This window comes from Antarctobacter jejuensis, from assembly GCF_052266595.1.
GTDB lineage: Bacteria > Pseudomonadota > Alphaproteobacteria > Rhodobacterales > Rhodobacteraceae > Antarctobacter > Antarctobacter jejuensis.
The window spans coordinates 1-21,226 of record NZ_JBQQXJ010000004.1 but is presented as its reverse complement, the minus strand read 5'-3'; the positions used below and the strand labels follow the sequence as shown (position 1 = coordinate 21,226).

The following is a 21,226-nucleotide window of genomic DNA, read 5'->3' as shown; positions in this document are numbered from 1 at the left end:
GAAAATCCTCCTAAAATCCTGATTTTAATCCAGATTTCCGCCACAGATCCGCCCCCGCCACGAACCACCCCCCTCCGATCTTGCGTCGCAAAAGGGGTGTGCAATGGCTACATACAATCTGTCTTTGTCGTCCGCTCAGGCGACCGGAACCTTCGTGCAGGAGGGGCATTTCGGCTCCAACGCGCTGCATGACATCAACATTTCCACCACCGGCGATTTCCTGCCCTATGACGGCTTTGCCGACGCGGTCGAAAAGCTGGATGTCCGTCACCTGCGCTATCCCGGCGGCCACGCCGAAAACACGCTGGACGTGACCCGATTGGAAAACGGCGAATTGCGCGCCGAGGTCCGCGCTTTCATGGACTGGTGTGTCGCCAACAGCACGCCCGACGACAAGGTCATGGTCACCATGATCCTGCCGACCAAGGTCAACATCCCCGCCCCCCAGATCGAGGCTTTCGTCTACAAGCTGCTGGAGGATTACGGCGATTACGTCTCCGGATTGGAAATCGGCAACGAATATTCCATCGGCCCCCGCGTCAACAACGCCGACCGCAGCACCCATCCAGAGGACATTCCCGGCAGCGACTTCGTCTCCTCCATGACGGAATCGGAATACGGCATCGTCGCCAACACCGTCATCAACGCCGCGCAAAGCGCCATCAACAAGCTGGCCGCAGACCAGCCCGCGCTTGGACATGACCCAGCGATCCTGATCCAGTTGGCCGACACCAACGGCGCGGGCAGCGCCTACAAGGGCAACGGCAGCTGGGATCAGGCAAATGAGGCGATCCTGTCCTGGCTCGACCAGACCGCGCTGGACGCCATCGACGGGGCCGTGGCCCATTACTACTACAACAAGTCGCACAGCGACTCGCTGGCCTTTGACGACGGCTATCAGGAGATCCGCAGCCTCGACACCCGGATAGAGAATTTCAATCAACACCTCGGCCGCGAGGTGCCGCTCTACATCACCGAATGGAACGTGCTGAAAAGCAACGTCGATCAGCTGGGCATGGCTTCGGCCTCGACCATACTGGAGATGTTCGAATCCATGGTGCAGCTGGGCACGCAGGACGCGTTCATCTGGCCGCTGCAACACCGCACCGCCAATACCATCGGCGGCAACCGGTCAGCCGACGAACTGGATCTGTCGCCCAGCGGCGGCGTATTCCAGATGATGTCCGACAGCCTGCGGCCAGAAGTCAGCGCCGAAACCGGCCATGTCGAAGCCTTCCAAAGCATGGACACGGCGTGGAACGGCACCGGGGCCGGTTCGGTCGAAATCAACTATTTCTCCAGCCAGTATCATGACGTGCTCTACGTCTCGCACCGCGATCTGGCGACCGGCACCCTTAACGTGAACCTGTCGGATTTCACGACAGAGGCGACCTCCGTCGATGTGACCCGCATGACCATGGACCGCAGCACCTCGGACGGGCTCAGCGATCTGGCCGACGATGCGGGGATGAACCGGCTGGGGCGGCGCTATATCGATGCCGAGGAAAAGGCCGCGCTGGAGGCGCTGGCCTTCTTCGATGCCACGGACAAGAACCACATCGACCAGTCAGGCAGCAGCTATCGCACCTATCTGCCCAGCGCGACCGGGATCGTGGCACTGACCAACAACCCCGACTCGATCGACGACTACTACTTCGCCACCGAGGTCGACGTTGCCCCCCGGTTCGTCGACATCGACGGAAACTTCCTCGACAGCGGCAGCGTGCGGCTCGACATGTTGCCCTATGACGTCGCCCAGATCGTGATCGAAAAGAAATGGGTGCAGGAAGGCGGCAATGCCAGCGAACGCCTCGTCGGCGGTGTCGGACAGGACGTGGTTCTGGGCCGCAGCGGCAATGACACCATCATGACCGGCGAAGGTGACGACACGCTCAAGGGCGGTCATGGCAACGATGTGCTTTGGGGCGGGTCTGGCGATGACTCGCTCTCCTCGGGGCTTGGCGACGACCGCCTCTACGGGGGCAGCGGCAACGACATTCTCTCGGTCGGTGACGGCAACAAGATCATCGATGGCGGCGCGGGGTACGACCGCCTGCGCCTCGACCTTGCGCGCGACGCCTATACCGCCACCGTCGAAGGCAATGCGCTGCGCCTGCGTGCCACCGGTTTCGACGCAAAGATCGACAACGTCGAGGTTCTGGAATTCGACGATCAGGCCCTGTCGATGGACGACTTCCTGAACAGCCTCGGCACCGCGCCCACCACGGGCACCGGCGGCGGCGGCACGCCCACAACCGGCACCGGCGGCGGCGGCACACCCACAACGGGCACCGGCGGCGGCGGCGGCACGCCCACCACGGTGACCACGGGCGGCACCGGCAAGACCGTGCAGATCGGCGAAGGCATCGGCCTTTTCGGTACAGAGGAATCGGCGCAGGTCTATCGCGCCTTTGTCGCCACCCTCGGCAGAGAGCCGGAACTCTCCGGCCATCAGCACTGGACCATGCAGCTGACCTCCGGCGAAATGACGCTGGACCAAGTCACCGCCTCCCTGATGTCGTCCGGCAGCTTTCAGTCCACCTATGGCGGCCTCGGAGACAGCCAGTTCGTCAACACGCTCTACAAAAAGATGCTGGGCCACGGCCCCAGCGCGGCAGAGCTGAACGACTGGACCAATCAGCTGGCCAATGGCGCGTCCCGCGCCGAGGTGGTCAGCGGCATTGCCGAAAGCAGTGAACACGTCGCCCGGACCTCGACCGATCAACAGGCCTTTGACGCCACGCATGACCCGACCAAATGGGCCGATGACGTCGTCCGGCTGTATCAGGCGATCTTTGACCGCTCGCCGGACAACAACGGCTTTGCCCATTGGACCGAGCAACTGCCCAACGGGGCCGAATTCAACGAAATCGTCACCGCCTTCATGGAGTCGCCGGAGTTTCAGGCCACCTACGGCAAGGCGACAGTGCCGGAATTCGTGGAACTGCTTTATCAGAACGTCCTCAAACGCGGCGCAGATCCGGGCGGGACCAATTTCTGGAACGACGCCCTGAAAAGCGGCTGGACCCGCGCCGATGTGGTGTCCTTCTTCATGAATTCGAACGAATTCACCGCCAAGATGGCGCCCGAGGTCAAGGCCTACATGCAGCGCATGGGCACCGACGACGTGCTTCAGGCCACCCCCGGCGACAGCGTGCTGTCCGGCGGGCTTTATGCGGATACCTTCGTGTTCGAGACCACGGATGACGGCACCCACACCGTCACCGACCTCGAAGCATGGGACACGCTGCAGTTCTCCGACTTCGGCTATGCCAATGCCACGGACGCCCTCAGCCACATGACCCAGCAGGGCGACAATGTGGTGTTCCAGGATGACGGCGTGACCGTGGTCATCAACGACTATGACCTCGACCAGATCACGGCGGACATGATTTCGATCCTCTGACCTGCCCCCTGCCCTCCCTGCGGCCCCGCTGCGCTTGACTCTCGGCGCGTTCGCCGCCAATCCCGATAAAAATGCTCGGACCGCCCGACAGGGCGGCCCGTCACGGCAGGGAGCAGGCCATGCAGGGACATCGCCGCACGATGACAGAGCGGATCCTCGTCGGGATCGCCGTGGTCATCGCGTTGTTCTGTGCTTTGCCCCATGTCGGCGTCACCCTTGCCGCGCTCTCCGCCGAAAGCGACACGCTGGCGCATCTCGCCCAGACGGTGCTTGGCCGCTACACCGGCACCACGCTGATCCTGCTGGCGCTGGTCGGGCTTGGCACCCTGCTGATCGGCACCGGGGCGGCCTGGCTGGTGGTGATGACCGAATTCACCGGCCGGCGGATCCTCGAGGTGGCGCTGGTCCTGCCGCTGGCCTTTCCGGCCTATGTCATGGCCTATGCCTACACCCACCTGCTGGACCACCCCGGCATCGTGCAATCCACCCTGCGCGAGGTCATGGGCTGGGGCCCGCGAGAATACTGGTTCCCGGAAATCCGCTCAACCGGTGGTGCGGCGGCGATGCTGACGATCGTCCTCTACCCCTATGTCTACCTGCTGGCGCGCGCCGCCTTTCTGGGTCAGAGCGCGACAACGCTTTTTGCCGCCCGCTCGCTGGGCCGCACCCCGGTGGGCGCGTTCTTTTCCGTCACCCTGCCGATGGCCCGCCCCGCCATTGCCGCCGGGGTCCTGCTGGCTGCGATGGAGACCATCGCCGATTACGGCACCGTCTCCTATTTCGGGGTGCAGACCTTTGCCACCGGCATCTACACCAGCTGGTTCTCGCTGGCCGACCGCACCGGGGCGGCGCAGCTGGCGCTTGGCCTGCTGGGGTTTGCCCTGCTGCTGGCCCTCATGGAACGCTACAGCCGCGGCAAGGCCCGCTACCACGCCGGGCGCAAGCAGGAGCCGGTGCCCCGCGCCCGCCTGACCGGCGCGCTGAACGCCGCCGCCCTGACCGCCTGCAGCCTGCCGGTGCTGATCGGCCTGATCATCCCCGGCATCGCCCTGCTGACCATGGCCATCGGCTCCGAACAGGACCTGCTCAACCGCCGTTACATCCGCTTCACCCAGAATTCGCTGACGCTGGCAACCGTGGCGGCCCTTGTCACCGTGGCCGCCGCCGTCACCCTTGGCAGCGTCAGCCGCATCCTCCCCGGCCGCCTGTCGACGCTTGCGCTGCACAGCGGGCGGCTGGGCTACGCGGTGCCGGGAGGGGTCATCGCGGTGGGCCTGATGGTGCCCTTCGCGGCCTTCGACAACGCGCTGGACGGCTGGATGCGCGACACCTTCGACATCTCCACCGGCCTGCTGTTCACCGGCTCGATCTGGGTGCTGGTCGGGGCCTATATGATCCGCTTTCTGGCCGCCGCCATCGGCGCCTATGAGGGCGGCATCTCTGCCGTCAGCCCCAACATGGACGCCGCCGCCCGCGTGCTGGGCCAGAACGCCCTTGGCACCGTGCGCCGCGTCCACGTCCCCCTACTGCGGCCCAGCCTGCTGACCGCCGGGCTGATCGTCTTTGTCGACGTGATGAAGGAACTGCCCGCAACGCTGATCATGCGGCCCTTCAATTTCGACACCCTCGCGGTGCAGGCCCACCGCCTTGCCGCAGATGAGCGGCTGGAGGGCGCCGCCGTGCCCAGCCTTGTGATCGCGGGCCTTGGCCTCCTGCCCGTCATCCTGCTGATCCGCCGCATGCGGCGTGAGGATTAAGCGCAGCCCCGCCCCCAAATAATCCCGCACTCCGGTAAAAACCGCGACGGAAAGGCCCCGCGCCCGCGTATCAGGACCATAGACCTGCCAAGCACCGGAGCCGCCATGAAACCCCTCGCCGCCACCGCCCTTGCCGTCCTGTCCGCAACCGCCCTCAGCGCAGAAACCTTCTCTGCCGACGTCTGGGCCGATAACTGGTTCGAACTGCGGATCGACGGCACCACCGTCGCAGTGGACAGCGTGCCGATCACCACGGAACGCTCCTTCAATGCCGAAAGCTTTGAATTCGACGCGCAGCGCCCCTTCGTGATTGGCCTCATAGCCAAGGACTTCAAGGAAAACGACACCGGGCTGGAATACATCGGCACCCGCCGCCAACAGATGGGCGATGGCGGCGTGATCCTTCAGATCCGCGATGCCGCCGGTCAGACGGTGGCGGTCAGCAACGGCGGCTGGCAATGCCTCACCATCCACACCGCTCCGCTCGACAAGGCCTGCGAGAATGTGACCAATCCGGTGGCAGGCGAAGGGGCCTGCACCTTTGAGGCCTCCGACCCGCCCGCCGGTTGGGATACGGCAGGCTTTGACGCCTCCGACTGGCCTCAGGCCAGCCTCTATTCAGAGGCTCAGGTCAGCCCGAAATTCGGATACGACGAGATCACATGGACAGAGAGCGCGGAACTGATCTGGGGCCCGGACCTTGAACAAAGCAATACCGTGCTCTGCCGCCTGACCGTCGACTGACCAACACTCAACCACCCGCATTGACCACAGGAAGTCCCGAATGATCGCCCAAAAAACCTCTGCCCTCCTCATCGCCCTCTGTCTGGCCGCAGGCACGGCGCAGGCAGAAAACGTGGAAATCTACGCCACCGACAAGCTCGACAATATCCAGAACGGCTATTGCATCGACATTTCCGGCGGCCAGGGCCCGCAGGCGAACCCCGACAACGGGCTGCAGGGGCACACCTGCTACAGCCCCTCGGGTGAGATTTTCGTCGATCAGGCCTTTGACTCCGCTCAGTTTGCCGATGGTGTCTTTTACATGCCGGAATTCGACGTCTGCATGCAAACCACCACGGTCGAGCCCGGCGCGGCCCTTGATCTGGTGGCCTGTGACGGGTCCGACGCGCAGAAATTCGTCTTTTCCGGCAATGGCGCGATCACCCCTGCCGCCGCGCCGGACCTGTGCCTGACACTGGGCGATGACACGCGTTTTGGCCGCAGCCAGACGAACCAGATCAAGGCGCTGACGCTGGCGGACTGCTCTACCGATTCGGCGGCCTATCAGACATGGGCCTATCGCACCGCAAAATGACCCCTCCGGGGCCAGCCACACATGGCCCCGGACGCCCTTAGAATTTGGACCAGACCATGCGCCTATTTCCCTCCGCTACATTGATCACCGCGATGGCACTCACAGGTCAGATCGCCGCCGCCCAAGAGCGGACCTATCCCGTCACCGACACCCTGCAGGACCGCTGTTTCGATCTGGCCGGCGGTGCCGTCGACTGCCCCGCCGAAGGTGAGGCGCTTTATGGTCAGGACGCGCAATACAGCCGAACAGTCCCCGACTTTACCGACAACGGTGATGGCACCGTCAGCGATACCGTCACCGGCCTGCTCTGGCAGAAGACGCCCACAGAGGATCGCCTGCAATATGCAGAGGCCATTGCCTATTGCACCGGGCTGGACCTTGGCGGCCGGTCGGACTGGCGCGTGCCGTCGATCAAGGAACTCTATTCCCTCGCCGATTTCCGGGGCGAACTGCTGCGCCCGGAAGAGGGAGAGCCGACCCCCTACATCGATACCAGCGTGTTCGACTTTTCCTATCCAGATGGGCCGATGGCCTTTGCGGGCCAGTATTGGAGCAGCACGCTCTATGTGAAGGGCCCGGTCATCAACGGGCGCAATCAGGGGGCTTTCGGCTTCAACTTTGCCGACGGTCACATCAAGTCATACGGGACGGGTCTGGATTTCTACACCGGCGCGCCCAGCGCCTCCAGCGGCCTGCCCAATGGCGACGGACGGGCACCGGGCAATTTCGTGCGCTGCGTGGCCGGGGATGCGGGTATCTATGGCGTCAACGCTTTCACCGAAAACGGCGATGGCACCGTGACCGACACGGCGACGGGCCTCATGTGGCAACAGGCGGATGACGGCACCCGCCGGGAATGGGCCGAGGCGCTCGCCTATTGCGAGGCGCTGGAACTGGGCGGCCATGCCGACTGGCGGCTGCCCGACAGCAAGGCCCTGCAAAGCATCGTCGATTACGACCGCACCAGCCTGCCCGCCATCGACCCCGTCTTTGCCATCACGCAGGACAGCGACACGCTCGACTTCTGGACCAGCACGACCTTCGGCGACATCAAGAGCCATGCCAACGTGATCGTCTTCGGCCTCGCGCTCAGCAAATCGGCGGATCAGGCCGAATACACCGACTGGCACGGCTCGGGTGCGCAGCGCTCGTCGATCAAGACGCTCACCGGGCAGGACCTGACCGAAGAGGACACCTGCTCCATCAACGCCTGCGACGTGGATCGCCCGGACAATCTCGTCCGATGTGTGCGCTGATTTCGGTGGTTGCGGGACAGGCGGAAACCGGGCCAAACGTTAAAGGGCGGTAAATTCACCCCTGTAACCCCTTGATCCTGCATTCCCCCTAAGCTGTCCACGCGTGGACACCCCTGCGGCGGACAATAAAAAAGGCGGGGTCTCCCCCGCCTTTTCGCTCGATCAGAGAGGCTTACTTCCAGCCCACCTCGTTGAAAATCTTCTGGGCCGTGGGGATGTTCTTGGCCACCGCCGAGAGGTCCACATCATCCGGCTTGAAAAAGCCCAGCGCCGCCACCGAGGGGCTCAGCGCCACGCCCGGAACCGCCGGATATTCATCGTTCCCGGCCGAGAAATACTGCTGCGCCTGATCGCTTGCGAGATACTCAAGGAACTTGATCGCATTCTCCTTGTTGGGCGCATGCGCGGCCACGCCCGCCCCCGACAGGTTCATATGCGCGCCGGTGCCGTCCTGATTGGGGAAGATCCAGCCGATCTTGTCCAGATCCGCCGAAACACCGCTGACCTCCGTCCGGATCGCCCGCGCGAAATAGTAGGTGTTCGACACGACCACGTCACACTCACCCGACACGAGGCCGCGCAGCTGATCGGTGTCGCCACCCTGCGGATCGCGGGCAAAGTTCGCCACCACGGCCGCCGCCCACTCACGCGCGGCCTCTTCGCCCTCATGCTCGACCAGCGCAGCCAGCAGGGTCTGCATGTAGGAATTGGTCCCGGAGCGGATACAGACCTGCCCCTTGTACTTGGGGTCGGCCAGATCCTGATAGGTCATCGGCGGCTCGGTCACATCGGCCTTGTCGTAGAAGATGATCCGCGACCGCTGCGAAAAGCCGAACCACTGGTTGTCATCATCCTGAAGATAGCCGGGGATCCGCGTTTCGAGCACGGCACTGTCCGCCGCCTGCAGAACGCCGGAGTCCTTGGCGCGGGTCAGCCGCGAGGTATCGACGGTGATCAGAATGTCGGCGGGCGAATTGCGGCCCTCGGCCTGCATCCGCGCGATCAACTCGTCGGCGTTGCCTTCGATCCGATTGATGGTGATCCCGGTGGCATCTTCGAAATCCGAATAGAGACGCTCATCGGTGTCGTAGTGACGCGAAGAGTAGATGTTGACTTCGCCCTCCGCCACAGCTGCGGAGCCGGTGAAAACGGCGCTTGCGGCAAAGGCGAACAGGGACAAACCGGTCTTGATGGTCATGGGGCCTCCGATAGATGTATTCCTTATGCTTTTTGTCAATTACACGAAGCGGCGCGACTCGCAAGCTTTGTTGACTTGTTTAGTCAGATTTTTTTGCACAACCAAACGGGGACCAATATCAGAGCACTCCCCTGTTCCTTGTATCGGGGGGAGCCTAGATTGATTCCCAAGACACGAGAGGGAGTGCGCTGCTCAATGTCGAACATTCTGATAATGGAAGACGACAAGGTCTTCGCCGATCTCATCTCTCAAAGCCTCACGTCGGCCGGGCATTGCCCCATCGTGGCCGCCACCGGTCAACAGGCGCTGGAAATCGTTCGGCAGCAGCAGATCGACCTTGCTATTATCGACATCTACATCCGTATCGATGGCTACCTGACCAATGACGGCGGGCTGCTCTTTCTCACACGCCTGCGACGTCAATCGCCCAGCGCGCCCTTCGCGACTGATGCCTACATCCCGGTTATCGCCATGTCGGGCGCGGTCCATCACATCGGGCAGGAAACCCTGTTGGAAACGGCATCCACCTTTGGCGCGAACCGGGTTCTGGCGAAGCCTTTTCCGCCCCGCCAATTGATGGATTTCATCGACACGCTTCTACCGGTGTCGTCTTCTGGCGAGGCAGGCTGACCTCCGCGTCAGGCGCGCTGTATCGTGAGGGTCAGGCCAGCCAGTTCTGACCCCTTCAGGAAATAGGGGGAGACCCGCAGTTCCTGCCGGTGGCCGTTGTATTCAAAGCTTTCGATCCGGGTTTTCAGACGGGTCAGCACATCGCTGCAGACATCGACCAGTTTTGGAAAATCCGCCGAGGGCAGCGTGATCTGGCTGATATGCCCCAGATGCGCACCGCGTTCCGACAAACGAAAGAGATGCACCGCGTTCTGCGAGGCGCTTTTGATGTTCAGGCTCTGGTCCAGCACCAACAGCGGCAAGGGCAGCGCGGTCTGGATCGCATCCTGCTCGGCAACCAGCCGGTTCAACTCGTCCGAGTTGACCAACAGCTCTTCGTTGACCGTTATCAGTTCCTCATTCGTGGACTGCAATTCCTCGTTCGAGGTTTCCAGTTCCTCGTTGGTCGACTGAAGCTCCTCATTGGTTGACTGCAGTTCTTCGTTGGTCGATTGCAGTTCCTCGTTCGAGGTCTGCAGTTCCTCCATCGTGATTTGCAAAGCCTCGCGCGCATCAACCAGTTCGTTTTCGAGGTAGGTCAGATAGTCGGTGGTTTCGATATCTTCCCGCCCGGCCACACCCACGTCTTCGATCAGGTCGGTTTCGATTGCGACCAGCACCATCCGGTTGTTGCTGCCTGCTTCGACAGCGATGGGATAGCCGCGCAACCGCACACGGTTGAACCCATGACCGGTCATGTCGCGCCATAGCCCGTTTCGGGCCTTGCCATGTTTGAGGCATAGCGGGATCAGGCTGGCTGCCTCGGAAGAGATTTCAGGTTTCAGCATGTTGATACTCAACCGGCCACGTACGTCATCGGTGATCCGCGTGAAGATGCTGATGTCGCCGAAGATGCGGATCATGTCCTTTTGTTCGTTGACGAGGAACCCCACGGGCGCGACCGTCTGCGCCAGCGCTGCGAACAATTCGTTATCTTCGCTTGTCCTTCTAGAGCCGGACTTGCGGCCTTGTCCCTCGGGATCGGCCTTGGCCGGGATGCCGAAACGGATCAACGCCTTTTTATCGAAAGAGGCCCCGCCGCGTTTGCGGTACAGCCTAGCCCGCTCTGCCCCGCGTTCGAAGTAGGGTTCCATCGCGCCGATGCTTTCCGAGGTCCCGAGGAACAGCAGCCCGCCGGGACGCAGCGCATACAGAACGCGCGACATCACCTTTTCCTGCAGCGGCGTGTCGAAATAGATCAGCGTGTTGCGCAGGCTGACCAGATCGATCTCGCTGAAGGGAGGGTCCTGAAAGACGTTGTGCTGCGAAAACAGCACCAGGTTGCGGATTTCCGGTCGCACGCGCAGGACATCGTCATGGACGGTGAAGTAGGTCTCGACCATCTTGCGAGGAATGCCCGTCGCGGCGTTTGACGGATAGGCCCCGGCGCGGCCCCGGGCTAGCGCCGCATCATCCAGATCGGTGGCAAATATCTGGATCCGGCGAGCCCCGTCATTCTGTGGATAGCCCAGCAGGTCACAAAGTATGAAGGCGATGGAATAGGCTTCCTCGCCGGTGGCGCAACCGGCCACCCAGACCCGCAGCGGATTGCTGCCTTCGTTTGCCCGCACATACCGTTCCAGCCCAGTGGCCAGCGCCTGAAACTGATCCGGGTCGCGGAAGAAGCGTGTGACAGAGATCAGCAGATCCCGGTACAGCGCGTCCAGCTCCTGAGGATGTGTCCGGCAGAAACCGAGGTATTGGTCGTAGTGTTCAAATCCGAGAGTGACCATCCGCCTCTGGATGCGTCGGCTGACCGTGTTTTCCTTGTAGTGGCGGAAATTGACCCTGGTATGCGCCTGCAACAGCTTGAACAGGTCGTCGTACCCTGTTGACCGCTCCAGATCCGCCTGTAGGGTCGCAAAGTTACGGGGGCGGGTCAGGATGTTGGACAACTGTTCGCCCATCTGGCGGGGCGACAGGATCAGGTCGATGCAGCCGGTTTCGATGGAGGCCATCGGCATGCTGTCGTATTTGGCAGACGCCGAGTCCTGCGCGATCGTGATGCCGCCAACCTCCCGGATGGCCTGCACGCCGTAGCTGCCGTCGCAGCCGGTCCCCGACAGGACAATTCCAACGCAATTCTCGCCAAACTCTTGGGCAATCGAGGTGAACAGCCGGTCGGCGGAGGGCTTTGGTTCCGCCACATTGTCGGACGGCTCACGCAGATGTACCGCGCCCCCTTCGACGACCAGATCAGATCTGGGAACGGACACGTAGACGGTATCCGGCTCCAACGGCATGGACCCCTCGACAGTGGCAATCTTCAGCGGTGTCTCGCGCGACAGGATCGCGGGAAGCATGCTGGCATGGTTCGGGGACATGTGCTGCGCAAGGATATAGGCGCAGCCCAGATCAGGCGACAGATGCTGCAAAAGGAGTGTGATCGCTTCGAGCCCACCGGCAGAAGCGGCGACTGCGACAACGGTTTCGACAGGTGCATTCGTGGACATCAATGCCTTCGACAAACCCCGGGACAGGTAACAATTCGTTCAGCCCGTCGTTTACGTTCATTTAACGAGTTAGGCGGCATAAGTCTTTAAAAGAAGTGAATCCCCCAGTGAAGTCAGTAAAGGCGCAGGAGCAGACCTTGTCAAAGTCCCCCGTTACAACAGGAACGGTCGAAATCTGGTTGTCTCGTGAAACCGCCGACGCCGATTGGCGCGTGATCAACGCCAGTCTGGGAATGCCGAAACATCGGCAGAGACTCCTGCCGAACTCCCCCTCACCGATCCAGGACATCTTTGTCCCCAAGGCGGCAGATGTGCTGACGCACCACCTGAACACGGTCTCTGAAACCGCGGTGTTCAGCAAATCAGATTTCTCGCTGACCCTTCCGGGCCTGCGGATCAGGGGTCTTCGTATCCTGTCACGGGTGGCTCCGGACGGCAGCGCTACGGCCAGCGTGCGCTTCGTGCAGACCGAAGGAGAGCTGAACAGCCTGATTCAACCCCAGATGCGGACCGGCGCCACGGCCCCGCCTGTCAACATCGATGCCCTGACCATCCCGGTACTTGAGGATCTGTTGCGCCCCGCGCTCGAAGTGATCGACCACGTGCTGGACAACGGGCTGTCAGAAGAAGACGCGCGCGTTCTGGCCGCGCGGGTCAAGATCATGCGCTCGAAACGCGACGAACTGGCCGACTACGTCAGCCTGCTGACCCGCTACACCAGCACGATGGCGTTTCACCCATCACCGTTGCTGACGCCGGAGCAGACGATCCGGATCGAAGCGGCCAACAATCAACCCAGTCGCGCGATCAGCTGGAACCCCACCACAGGCGCGACAAGGGGAGAGTCCGGCTCGATCCTGCACGGCCATCACACCGGGGAACACATGCACTCCTGACGCGGCGCGCGCACGTCATCCGGCTGTCGCCGCACGTTGGCTAAGAACCCAACTGCCCGGGCTCTCCGCCTCCAGTTTCCGCATCGTTTCTGCCACCACGGTCCAGCCAGTCTCTCGCGCGGCCTGCATCGGGCCGCCGCGCCAGCGCGGAAAGGCGTAGCCGTGGATCTGAACCATGTCGACGGCGGCATCGGACTCGGCGATACCCTCTTCGACGATGCGCGCCCCTTCGTTGGCCAGCACGGACAGGATCCGGGTCGCGATCTCGTCTTGATCCAGCGTCTTGCGCGCGATCCCCTGCGCCTGCGCATAACCCAGGATCACCTGCTCGACGTCTGCGGAGGGCTGCGGCCTGCGGTCCCCTTCGGCGTAGTCGTACCACCCCTTGCCGCTGCGCTGACCCAGACGGCCCATCTCGCAAAGCTGGTCGGAAATGGTCACATAGCGCTGCGCCGGGTCGCGCCTTGCCGCCTGCCGCTTGCGGTTGGCCCATGCGATCTGCAGGCCGGTCAGGTCCTGCAATTCAAACGGCCCCATGGGAAAGCCGATAGCCCGCGCGGCGGCGTCCACGTCCTGCGGAAGGGCCCCGTCGGCCAGCATGTATTCCGCCACGCGCCGATACTCGGCCAGCATCCGGTTGCCAATGAAACCGTCGCAGATGCCCGCCAGAACAGAGACCTTGCGCAGCCGCTTGCCAAAGGCAAACCCAGTGGCCAGCACCTCGGCAGAGGTGTCCGGCAGCGGCACGATCTCCAACAGTTTCATGACATGCGCGGGGGAAAAGAAATGCAGGCCAAGACAGCGCGACGGATTGGCAATACCGGCAAAGATCTCTTGCGGGTCGATGTAAGAGGTGTTGGTGCCAAGGATCGCCTCCTCCGACACCGCGTCGGCCAATTGCCGGAAAACGGCGCGTTTGACCTCGAGGTCTTCGAACACCGCTTCGACAGCCAGATCGACACCGGCGGCCTTTCCGTAGTCCGCCGTAGCGGTGAACCGCGCCATCTGTTCCGCCGCCTTGTCCGCGGTCAACTTGCCCCGCTTCACGGCGCCATCGATTAATCCGGAAACGCGGTCCCGGGCTTCTGACGCGGCCTGGGCATCGCGCTCGATCAGCACCACCTCTAAGCCTCCGCTCAGGCTGGCCGTGGCAATCCCCGCCCCCATCAGGCCACCGCCGACAACGGCGACGCGGGAGATGTCGCGGGGGGCGGTGCCCTCGGTCGCCTTTGGACGCGCCACTTCACGTTCGGCAAAGAACGCGTGGCGCAGCGCGCGGCTTTCGGCGCTTTTGCGCAACTCCAGATGCCGCGCCCGTTCCCTTGGCTGTCCTATGGCAAACGTCTCATAGGCCCATTGCAGCGCTTCGATATTGAGCCCCGGAGAGGCCTGCCCCCGCGCCCGTTTCAGGACGGCAGCGCGTTTCGCTTCCAACTCCCCGGCACTCAGGGGGGCAGCCACCCGCTCGGACACCTTTTCCGGACGCTGCGGCAGGTCTGCCACGAAGGCGTGTGCAGCCTCCTCCAGATCGCCGTCCACAACCTGATCCAGCCCACCCAAGGCCTGCAGCGCGTCGGCGTCCAGCATCTGGCCGCCGGCCGCCATGTCGATGGCCGCCGCCATGCCGATCAGGCGTGGCGCACGCTGGGTGCCACCCGCACCGGGTATCAAACCCACGTTGACCTCTGGCAGGCCGAACCGCGTTCCGCGCGCCGCAATCCGCCAAGCACAGCCCATCGCAATCTCGAACCCGCCGCCCAGCACGTTGCCCTGCATCACGGCGACGAAAGGCACCTCGCTGTCCTCGATCTGTTGCACGACATCCGGCAGGTGCGGTTCGACCGGCGGCGCATCGAATTCAGACATGTCGCCACCGGCGACAAAGGTTTTGCCGGCGCAGGTCAGGATCGCCACGCGCGCGCCTTGCACCTCTGCCACGGCCCGCTCAAGGCCCGCCCGCACTGCCGTGCTGGTGGCATTGACCGGCGGGTTGTCGATGGTGACCCAAGCAAGGTCGCCATCACGCCTGACGGAAACGGGGCTGTCGTTGGTCATGGTCAAGGCTCCTCTCCTCACCCTTGGCCGGGGTGTCCGCCACCGGAATAACCCAAACGAACGGTCGGTTAAAGCGGTTCAGCCTTCGTATTCGGCCATTGCCGCTGCGATCCGGGCACGGGTCTCTGTCAACGCCTTCTCCTTGACCGGGCCAAAGCCCCTGATCTCCATCACCATTCCGGCGACCCTTGCGGCATCCGGTAGGTTCTCTGGCGTCAGTCCTTTTATCAAACGATCCAGAAGGGCGCGGTATTCACCGATCAGGGCGCGCTCCATGCGGCGTTCCTCGGTCCGCCCAAAGAGATCCCAGCGCGTGCCACGCAGCCGTTTCAAACGCGCCAACTGGCCAAAGGCGACCTGCACCCAAGGTCCGAAAGCGCGCTTCACCGGCCGCCCGCGCGCATCCCGCGCGCTGGACAACAGCGGCGGCGCAAGGTGATGTTTGACCTTGAAATGCCCTTCGAACCGCGCATCCAGACCTTCGAGGAAACCGGTCTGCGTGTGCAGGCGCGCCACCTCGTATTCGTCCTTGTAGGACATGAGTTTGAACAGCCCCTTGGCCGCCGCCTCTGAGAACGCCCCCGGCGCGCCCGCGACATGCGTTTCCGCGTCAAGAACCGCCTGCACGCCGCGCCGGTACTCTGCCGCCCATGCCGCGTCCTGATAATCGGTCAGGAAATCGGCGCGCCGGTCGATCATCTGATCCAGCGTTTGAACCGGGCGCGGCTCGATCCCCGCGAGGCGCTCGACCGTCTCCGGATCGGACACCGCAACCCGCCCCCAGTCAAAGGCAGCCTTGTTCTGCTCCGGCTTTACGCCGTTCAATTCAATGGCGCGCATCAAGGCCGCCTCGCTCAGCGGAACCAATCCGGCCTGCCAGGCCGCGCCCAGCATCAGCACGTTGGCATAGACCGTGTCGCCCAGCAGCGCCTCGGACAGAGCATTGGCATCCAGCGCCTTCAGGTGCGCGCCATCGACCCCGGCCGCGATCCGTTCCAGACGGTCGCCTGCCTTCAGGTCGGCATCGCGATTGCGGGTGAAATCGCCGGTCGGCATCATCGCCGAGTTCACCACCGCGCGCGTATGCCCGGCGCGATAGGTCATCGAGGCCTTGGGCGAGGAACTGACCACAAGGTCACAGCCGATCAGCGCGTCCGCCGACGATGGCTCGATCCGCGCCTGATTGACCTCTGCCGGTGTGGCCGACATGCGCAGATAGCTGAGAACCGGGCCGAATTTCTGGGCAAACCCCATGAAGTCCAACACACTGGCGCCTTTGCCTTCGAGGTTCGCGGCCATGGCGATCAACTGCCCAACGGTGACGACGCCGGTGCCGCCGACGCCGGTGACGAGGATGTCCCACGGCTCTTGCAGGCCGGGCAACTCAGGCGCGGGAAGCGCCTTTTTCAGCTCGGCCAACTTGTCCACGGACAGGCCGCCGCCCTTCTTCAAAGTGCCGCCCTCGACGGTCACGAAGCTGGGGCAGAAGCCGTTCAGACAGGTGAAATCCTTGTTGCAGGAGTTCAGGTTAATTTTGCGTTTTCGGCCGAATTCGGTTTCCAGCGGCTCGACGCTGAGGCAGTTCGATTCCACTCCGCAATCGCCGCACCCCTCGCAGACAAGCGGGTTGATCACGGCAAACTTCTTGGGATCCGCCATCTTGCCGCGCTTGCGCAGACGGCGTTTTTCGGTGGCGCAGGTTTGTTGGTAGATCAGGATGGTCGTGGCGGGAATATCGCGCAACTCGCGCTGGATCCGGTCCATCTGGCTGCGGTGTTCGATTTCAACACCAGCGGGGAAGTCTGCCGCGCGGAACTGCTCGGGGTGGTCGGATACGACAACGACCCGTTTCGCGCCCTCCGCCAACACCGACTGTGCAATCGCCAGGACAGAGATCGGACCGTCCACCGTCTGCCCGCCGGTCATGGCGACTGCATCATTGAACAGGATCTTGAAAGTGATGTTCGTGCCCGCCGCAATCGCCTGCCGCACGGCCAACGAGCCGGAGTGGTAATACGTCCCCTCGCCGAGGTTCTGAAAGATATGCTTGTTGCCGTTGAACTTGGACCGCGCAACCCAGTTCACGCCCTCGCCGCCCATCTGGATCAGAGAGGTGGTGTTGCGGTTCATCCAGCTGGCCATAAAGTGACAGCCGATGCCCGCCAGCGCCGCGCTGCCCTCTGGCACCTTGGTCGAGGTGTTGTGCGGGCAACCCGAGCAGAAATAGGGAGTGCGTGCCGCCCCCGGAACCTCGATCAGTTTCGGCGGCGGCACGACCCCTTCGGCACGTTCCGTGAGTGATGTGCCAAGGTTCAGGTCCAGCCGTTTCGCAATGATCCGGGCCAGCATCACGGCGCCCAACTCATGCGTCCAGGGGATCAGCCGCTCCCCATGTTCATCGCGCTTGCCGACCATGCGTTCGGGCTTGTGCCCCGGAAAGTCGTAGAAATACTCCTTGAGCTGGCTTTCGATGATGCCGCGCTTTTCCTCGATCACCAGCAGTTCCTGCTTGCCCGCTGCGAACTGCAACGCACCCACATCCTCCAGCGGCCAGACCATGCCGACCTTGTAGAGGTCGATGCCCAGATATCGCGCTTCGGCCTCCCCGATGCCCAGCAGGCGCAGGGCCTCCAGTGTGTCCAGATGGGCCTTGCCGGTGGTCACGATGCCGAACCGGGCTTCATGCCCCCATTCGGCGCGGTCAATTGGGTTCGCTCGCGCAAAGGCGAGCACCGCGTTCTTCTTGGCCTCCATCCGCTCCTCGATCTGCGGACCGGGCAGATCAGGCCAGCGATAGTGCAAGCCGTCCTTGGGCGGCGTGAAGTCGGGCAAGGCGAATTCGCGGTCCGCGGGCAGGTCAAAGGACATGCCGGATTCGACCGTTTCGGAAATCGCCTTGAACCCGACCCACATGCCGGAGAACCGGGACAGCGCGTAGCCCCATTCCCCGAACGGCAGGAACTCGGCCACATTGGCCGGGTTCAGCGTTGGCATGAAAAAGTTCATGAAGGCGACGTCCGATTGATGCGGCATCGAAGACGACACGCAGCCGTGATCGTCCCCCGCCACCACCAGAACGCCGCCATGCGGCGACGACCCATAGGCGTTGCCGTGTTTCAGCGCGTCAGACGCCCGGTCCACTCCCGGCCCCTTGCCATACCACAACCCAAACACGCCCTCGCAGGTCTTGTCCGGGTCGGTCTCTACCTGTTGCGTGCCGATCATCTGGGTGGCGCCGAATTCTTCGTTCACGGCGGGCAGAAAGGTGATGCCTGCCTCCTCGACCAACTGCCGATGGCTGGCGACCTCCAGATCGACCCCGCCCACCGGAGAGCCGCGATAGCCCGAGATATAGCCGCGCGTGTCCAAGCCCCGCACCCGATCCCGACGCGCCTGATCCAGCGCTATTCGAATGATCGCCTGCGTTCCGGTCAGAAAGACGCGGCCTTCGGTCCGGGTGTAGCGGTCTTCCAGCGCGTAATCGCTCAGAAAAGGGGTCTGATCGGTCATGATACCCTCCCATTGGTGGATTGGGTATTTTCGCGGATTTCGCTGAGAATTTCCTTCCAATCTCGCAGCCGCCCACACAAACTTGAACGACATGTTTCAACAAAAGGAAAAAGTTGAGAGGAATGAACGAACTCACGGACCTCGACCGTCGTCTCCTTACGGTTCTGCAGAAAGACGCATCCGGCTCCATGCAGGACCTCGCGCAGGCGGTGAACAGTTCACCTGCCACCTGCTGGCGACGACTGAAGGCGCTGGAGGAGCGCGGCGTCGTCGGACCGCCGGTGCGGCAGGTGAACGCCGCTGCGGTCGGGCGCGGCATGGATGCCTTTGTGCAGGTGAGGATGAAGTCGCAGGATTCCCATGCCCGCGCCGAATTTCAGCGCGCGATGGAGGCAGAGGCCGCCATAACAGAGATCTACTCGATTTCGGGTGAGTGGGATTACCTGCTTCATCTGGTGGTGCGCGACATGGCGGACCTCGAAGAGATCCTGATGCGGCGGGTGCTGGAACAGGTCAACGTCGCGGGGACGGCAACCCTGTTCGTGCTGCGCCGCATCAAACAGGGAACGGCCATCCCGCTGGATCCGTAGTCCCAGGCCAGCGGCAATGTCAGGCCGGCCTCGCTTTTACAACGTGGGAAGGTATGGCCGCGCAGATGCGCGACTTACTTGTCGTAGTAATCGCGATACCAGTCGACGAAGCGGCGCACGCCCTCGCGGATATCTGTCTGGGGACGGTAGCCGGTCAGCCGCTCCAAAAGCCCCGCATCGGCCCATGTGGCGGGCACGTCACCGGGCTGCATATCCATCAGGTTGCGCGTGGTCGGCATGCCCAGCGCCTCTTCGATCGCCTCGATGAAATCCAGCAGGCGTTCAGACTTGGAATTGCCGATGTTCACAACCCGGAACGGCGCGACAGGCGACAGGCTGTCACCTTCGGGGATCGCCTCGGCACTTTCCGGCCGGACCGGCACCGCATCCATCAAGAGCCGGATCCCGCGGACCAGATCATCCACATAGGTGAAATCGCGATACATCTCACCGTGGTTGTAGACGTCGATCGGCTGTCCCTCCAGCGTCGCCTTGACGAATTTGAACAGGGCCATGTCGGGACGTCCCCAGGGGCCGTAAACCGTGAAGAACCGGAACATGGTCGTCGGCAGGTCATGCAGATGGGCATAGGAATGCCCCATGCTCTCATTGGCCTTCTTGGTCGCCGCGTAGATCGTCAGTTGTGTGTCGGCCTTTTCCGTCTCGGTGAACGGCATCACCTCGTTTCCGCCATAGACCGAAGAGGTCGACGCCATCAGCAGGTGCCCGACCGCATTGCGCCGGGCCGCCTCCATCACGTTGAACGTGCCGACGATGTTCGAATTGACATAGGCACGCGGGTTTTCGAGGCTGTACCGAACACCGGCCTGCGCGGCGAGGTGCACGATCACATCCGGGGCGAAATCGTCGATGGCGCGGTCGACCGCTTCGCCATCTTCCAGCATGGCTTCGGTGAAACCGTAGTTCGGAGACTGCAACAGATGTTGATTGCGCCGCTGCTTGAGCTGGACATCGTAGTAGTCCGTCATCCCGTCCAGCCCGTACACCACGAACCCTTCTTCCAGAAGAAGCTTGGCAAGGTGGTAGCCGATAAAGCCGGCCGTGCCGGTGATGAAGACGCGTTTCATGATGCTGTCTGTCTCCTGCGTGCGGGTACGGCTCAGACCTCGAAACCGGCGCGTCCGATGCTGTCATAGGCGGTGAAGCCGGCCTCGCGGGCGGCGTCGGGGGTGTAGATGTTGCGCAGGTCGGCCAGTCTGGCGCTGGCCATTCCTTTGGCCAACCGGCCAAGGTCCAGCGCCCGGAACTCGTTCCACTCGGTCAGGATCACCAGCAGGTCCGCGCCATCGGCGGCGGCATAGGGGTCCTCGGCCCAGGTCACGCCCGGCAGCAGGTGTTCGCCCTCGCGCCGGCCCTGCGGATCGACCACCGTGACCTGCGCCCCGCCGCCCACCAGCGCCGGCACGATGGTCAGCGAAGGCGCGTCGCGCATGTCGTCGGTGTTGGGCTTGAAGGTCACCCCCAGCACCGCGATCTTCCTGCCGTTGAACGACCCGTCGCAAAGGTCCACCAGCTTGTCGATCATCCGGCGCTTGACCTCCTCGTTGACCTTGATGACGGTCTCGACGATGGAAATCGGCGCGGCGTGTTCCTGCCCGATCCGGGCCAGCGCCTTGGTATCCTTGGGAAAACACGACCCGCCATAGCCGGGGCCCGCGTGCAGGAACTTGTTGCCGATGCGGCCGTCCATGCCCATGCCCCGGGACACGGATTTCACGTCCGCGCCGACCTTTTCGCACAGCGCCGCGATCTCATTGATGAAGGTGATCTTGGTCGCCAGAAAGGCGTTGGCGGCGTATTTGATCATCTCCGCGGATTCCAGATCCGTGGTCACGATCGGGAAATCACGCAGGTAGAGCGGGCGGTAGATGTCGGCCATGACCTGGGCGGCGCGCTCTGTCTCCACCCCCACGACGACGCGGTCGGGCTTCATGAAATCGTCGATCGCCGCGCCTTCGCGCAGGAATTCCGGGTTCGAGGCGACGTCGAAATCGAGATCGGGGTTGGCGCGGGCCACCACCTCGCGGACCTGCGCATTGGTGCCCACCGGCACCGTGGACTTGGTGACGACGACCACGTAATCCTTTGCCGCGCGGG

The 21,226-nt window shown here is 63.0% G+C and carries 14 protein-coding genes; 8 read left to right on the top strand and 6 right to left on the bottom strand.

Features of this window, described 5'->3' with window-relative positions; translation table 11 throughout:
- Positions 1-103: 103 nt before the first annotated feature.
- From ACTXGA_RS07010 to ACTXGA_RS06990, 5 genes are all read left to right on the top strand, one after another.
- On the top strand, positions 104-3,406 hold the full coding sequence (locus ACTXGA_RS07010) for a DUF4214 domain-containing protein (RefSeq protein WP_443392431.1): 3,303 nt from the start codon (positions 104-106) through the stop codon (positions 3,404-3,406).
- A gap of 119 nt (positions 3,407-3,525) precedes the next feature.
- A complete protein-coding gene (locus tag ACTXGA_RS07005; protein WP_443392430.1) occupies positions 3,526-5,163 on the top strand; it encodes an ABC transporter permease in 1,638 nt (545 codons plus the stop codon).
- Between the two features lie 105 nt (positions 5,164-5,268).
- A complete protein-coding gene (locus tag ACTXGA_RS07000) occupies positions 5,269-5,907 on the top strand; it encodes a PEBP family protein (RefSeq protein ID WP_443392429.1) in 639 nt (212 codons plus the stop codon).
- Between the two features lie 40 nt (positions 5,908-5,947).
- Positions 5,948-6,481 carry a ricin-type beta-trefoil lectin domain protein gene (locus ACTXGA_RS06995; RefSeq protein WP_443392428.1) on the top strand — a complete coding sequence of 178 codons (534 nt, stop codon included), beginning with the start codon at positions 5,948-5,950 and terminating at the stop codon, positions 6,479-6,481.
- Between the two features lie 56 nt (positions 6,482-6,537).
- Positions 6,538-7,737 carry an Lcl C-terminal domain-containing protein gene (locus tag ACTXGA_RS06990; protein WP_443392427.1) on the top strand — a complete coding sequence of 400 codons (1,200 nt, stop codon included), beginning with the start codon at positions 6,538-6,540 and terminating at the stop codon, positions 7,735-7,737.
- A 172-nt stretch (positions 7,738-7,909) separates the two neighbouring features.
- On the opposite strand, the gene ACTXGA_RS06985 is transcribed toward ACTXGA_RS06990, so the two are convergent.
- Positions 7,910-8,935, bottom strand: coding sequence for an extracellular solute-binding protein (locus ACTXGA_RS06985; protein ID WP_443392426.1), 1,026 nt, complete (start codon positions 8,933-8,935; stop codon positions 7,910-7,912).
- Between the two features lie 195 nt (positions 8,936-9,130).
- Between ACTXGA_RS06985 and ACTXGA_RS06980 the strand changes: the two genes are divergently transcribed.
- Positions 9,131-9,565: a response regulator gene (locus ACTXGA_RS06980; RefSeq protein WP_443392425.1), complete on the top strand. Its 435-nt coding sequence runs from the start codon at positions 9,131-9,133 to the stop codon at positions 9,563-9,565.
- A gap of 8 nt (positions 9,566-9,573) precedes the next feature.
- Here ACTXGA_RS06980 and ACTXGA_RS06975 read toward each other — a convergent pair whose 3' ends face one another.
- Positions 9,574-12,057, bottom strand: a complete 2,484-nt coding sequence (locus ACTXGA_RS06975) for a chemotaxis protein CheB (protein WP_443392424.1) — start codon at positions 12,055-12,057, stop codon at positions 9,574-9,576.
- 137 nt (positions 12,058-12,194) lie between these two features.
- Here ACTXGA_RS06975 and ACTXGA_RS06970 point away from each other — a divergent pair, with 137 nt between their 5' ends.
- Entirely contained in the window at positions 12,195-12,953 is a 759-nt protein-coding gene (locus ACTXGA_RS06970; protein ID WP_443392423.1) for a hypothetical protein, read from the top strand.
- Between the two features lie 15 nt (positions 12,954-12,968).
- Here the strand turns inward: ACTXGA_RS06970 and ACTXGA_RS06965 are convergent, their stop codons facing one another.
- On the bottom strand, positions 12,969-15,008 hold the full coding sequence (locus ACTXGA_RS06965) for a 3-hydroxyacyl-CoA dehydrogenase NAD-binding domain-containing protein (protein WP_443392422.1): 2,040 nt from the start codon (positions 15,006-15,008) through the stop codon (positions 12,969-12,971).
- Between the two features lie 78 nt (positions 15,009-15,086).
- Positions 15,087-18,518 (bottom strand): indolepyruvate ferredoxin oxidoreductase family protein, encoded by a 3,432-nt coding sequence (locus tag ACTXGA_RS06960; RefSeq protein ID WP_443392421.1) that lies wholly within the window; start codon positions 18,516-18,518, stop codon positions 15,087-15,089.
- Positions 18,519-18,640: 122 nt separating this feature from the next.
- Between ACTXGA_RS06960 and ACTXGA_RS06955 the strand changes: the two genes are divergently transcribed.
- Positions 18,641-19,108, top strand: a complete 468-nt coding sequence (locus ACTXGA_RS06955; protein WP_443392420.1) for an Lrp/AsnC family transcriptional regulator — start codon at positions 18,641-18,643, stop codon at positions 19,106-19,108.
- Between the two features lie 74 nt (positions 19,109-19,182).
- Here the strand turns inward: ACTXGA_RS06955 and ACTXGA_RS06950 are convergent, their stop codons facing one another.
- Both ACTXGA_RS06950 and ACTXGA_RS06945 read right to left on the bottom strand, forming a co-directional pair.
- Complete coding sequence (locus ACTXGA_RS06950; RefSeq protein ID WP_443392419.1) at positions 19,183-20,196, bottom strand: NAD-dependent epimerase/dehydratase family protein; 1,014 nt, start codon at positions 20,194-20,196, stop codon at positions 19,183-19,185.
- A 32-nt stretch (positions 20,197-20,228) separates the two neighbouring features.
- Positions 20,229-21,226 (bottom strand): UDP-glucose dehydrogenase family protein (locus ACTXGA_RS06945; protein ID WP_443392418.1); only part of this gene is annotated, 998 nt, incomplete at its 5' end.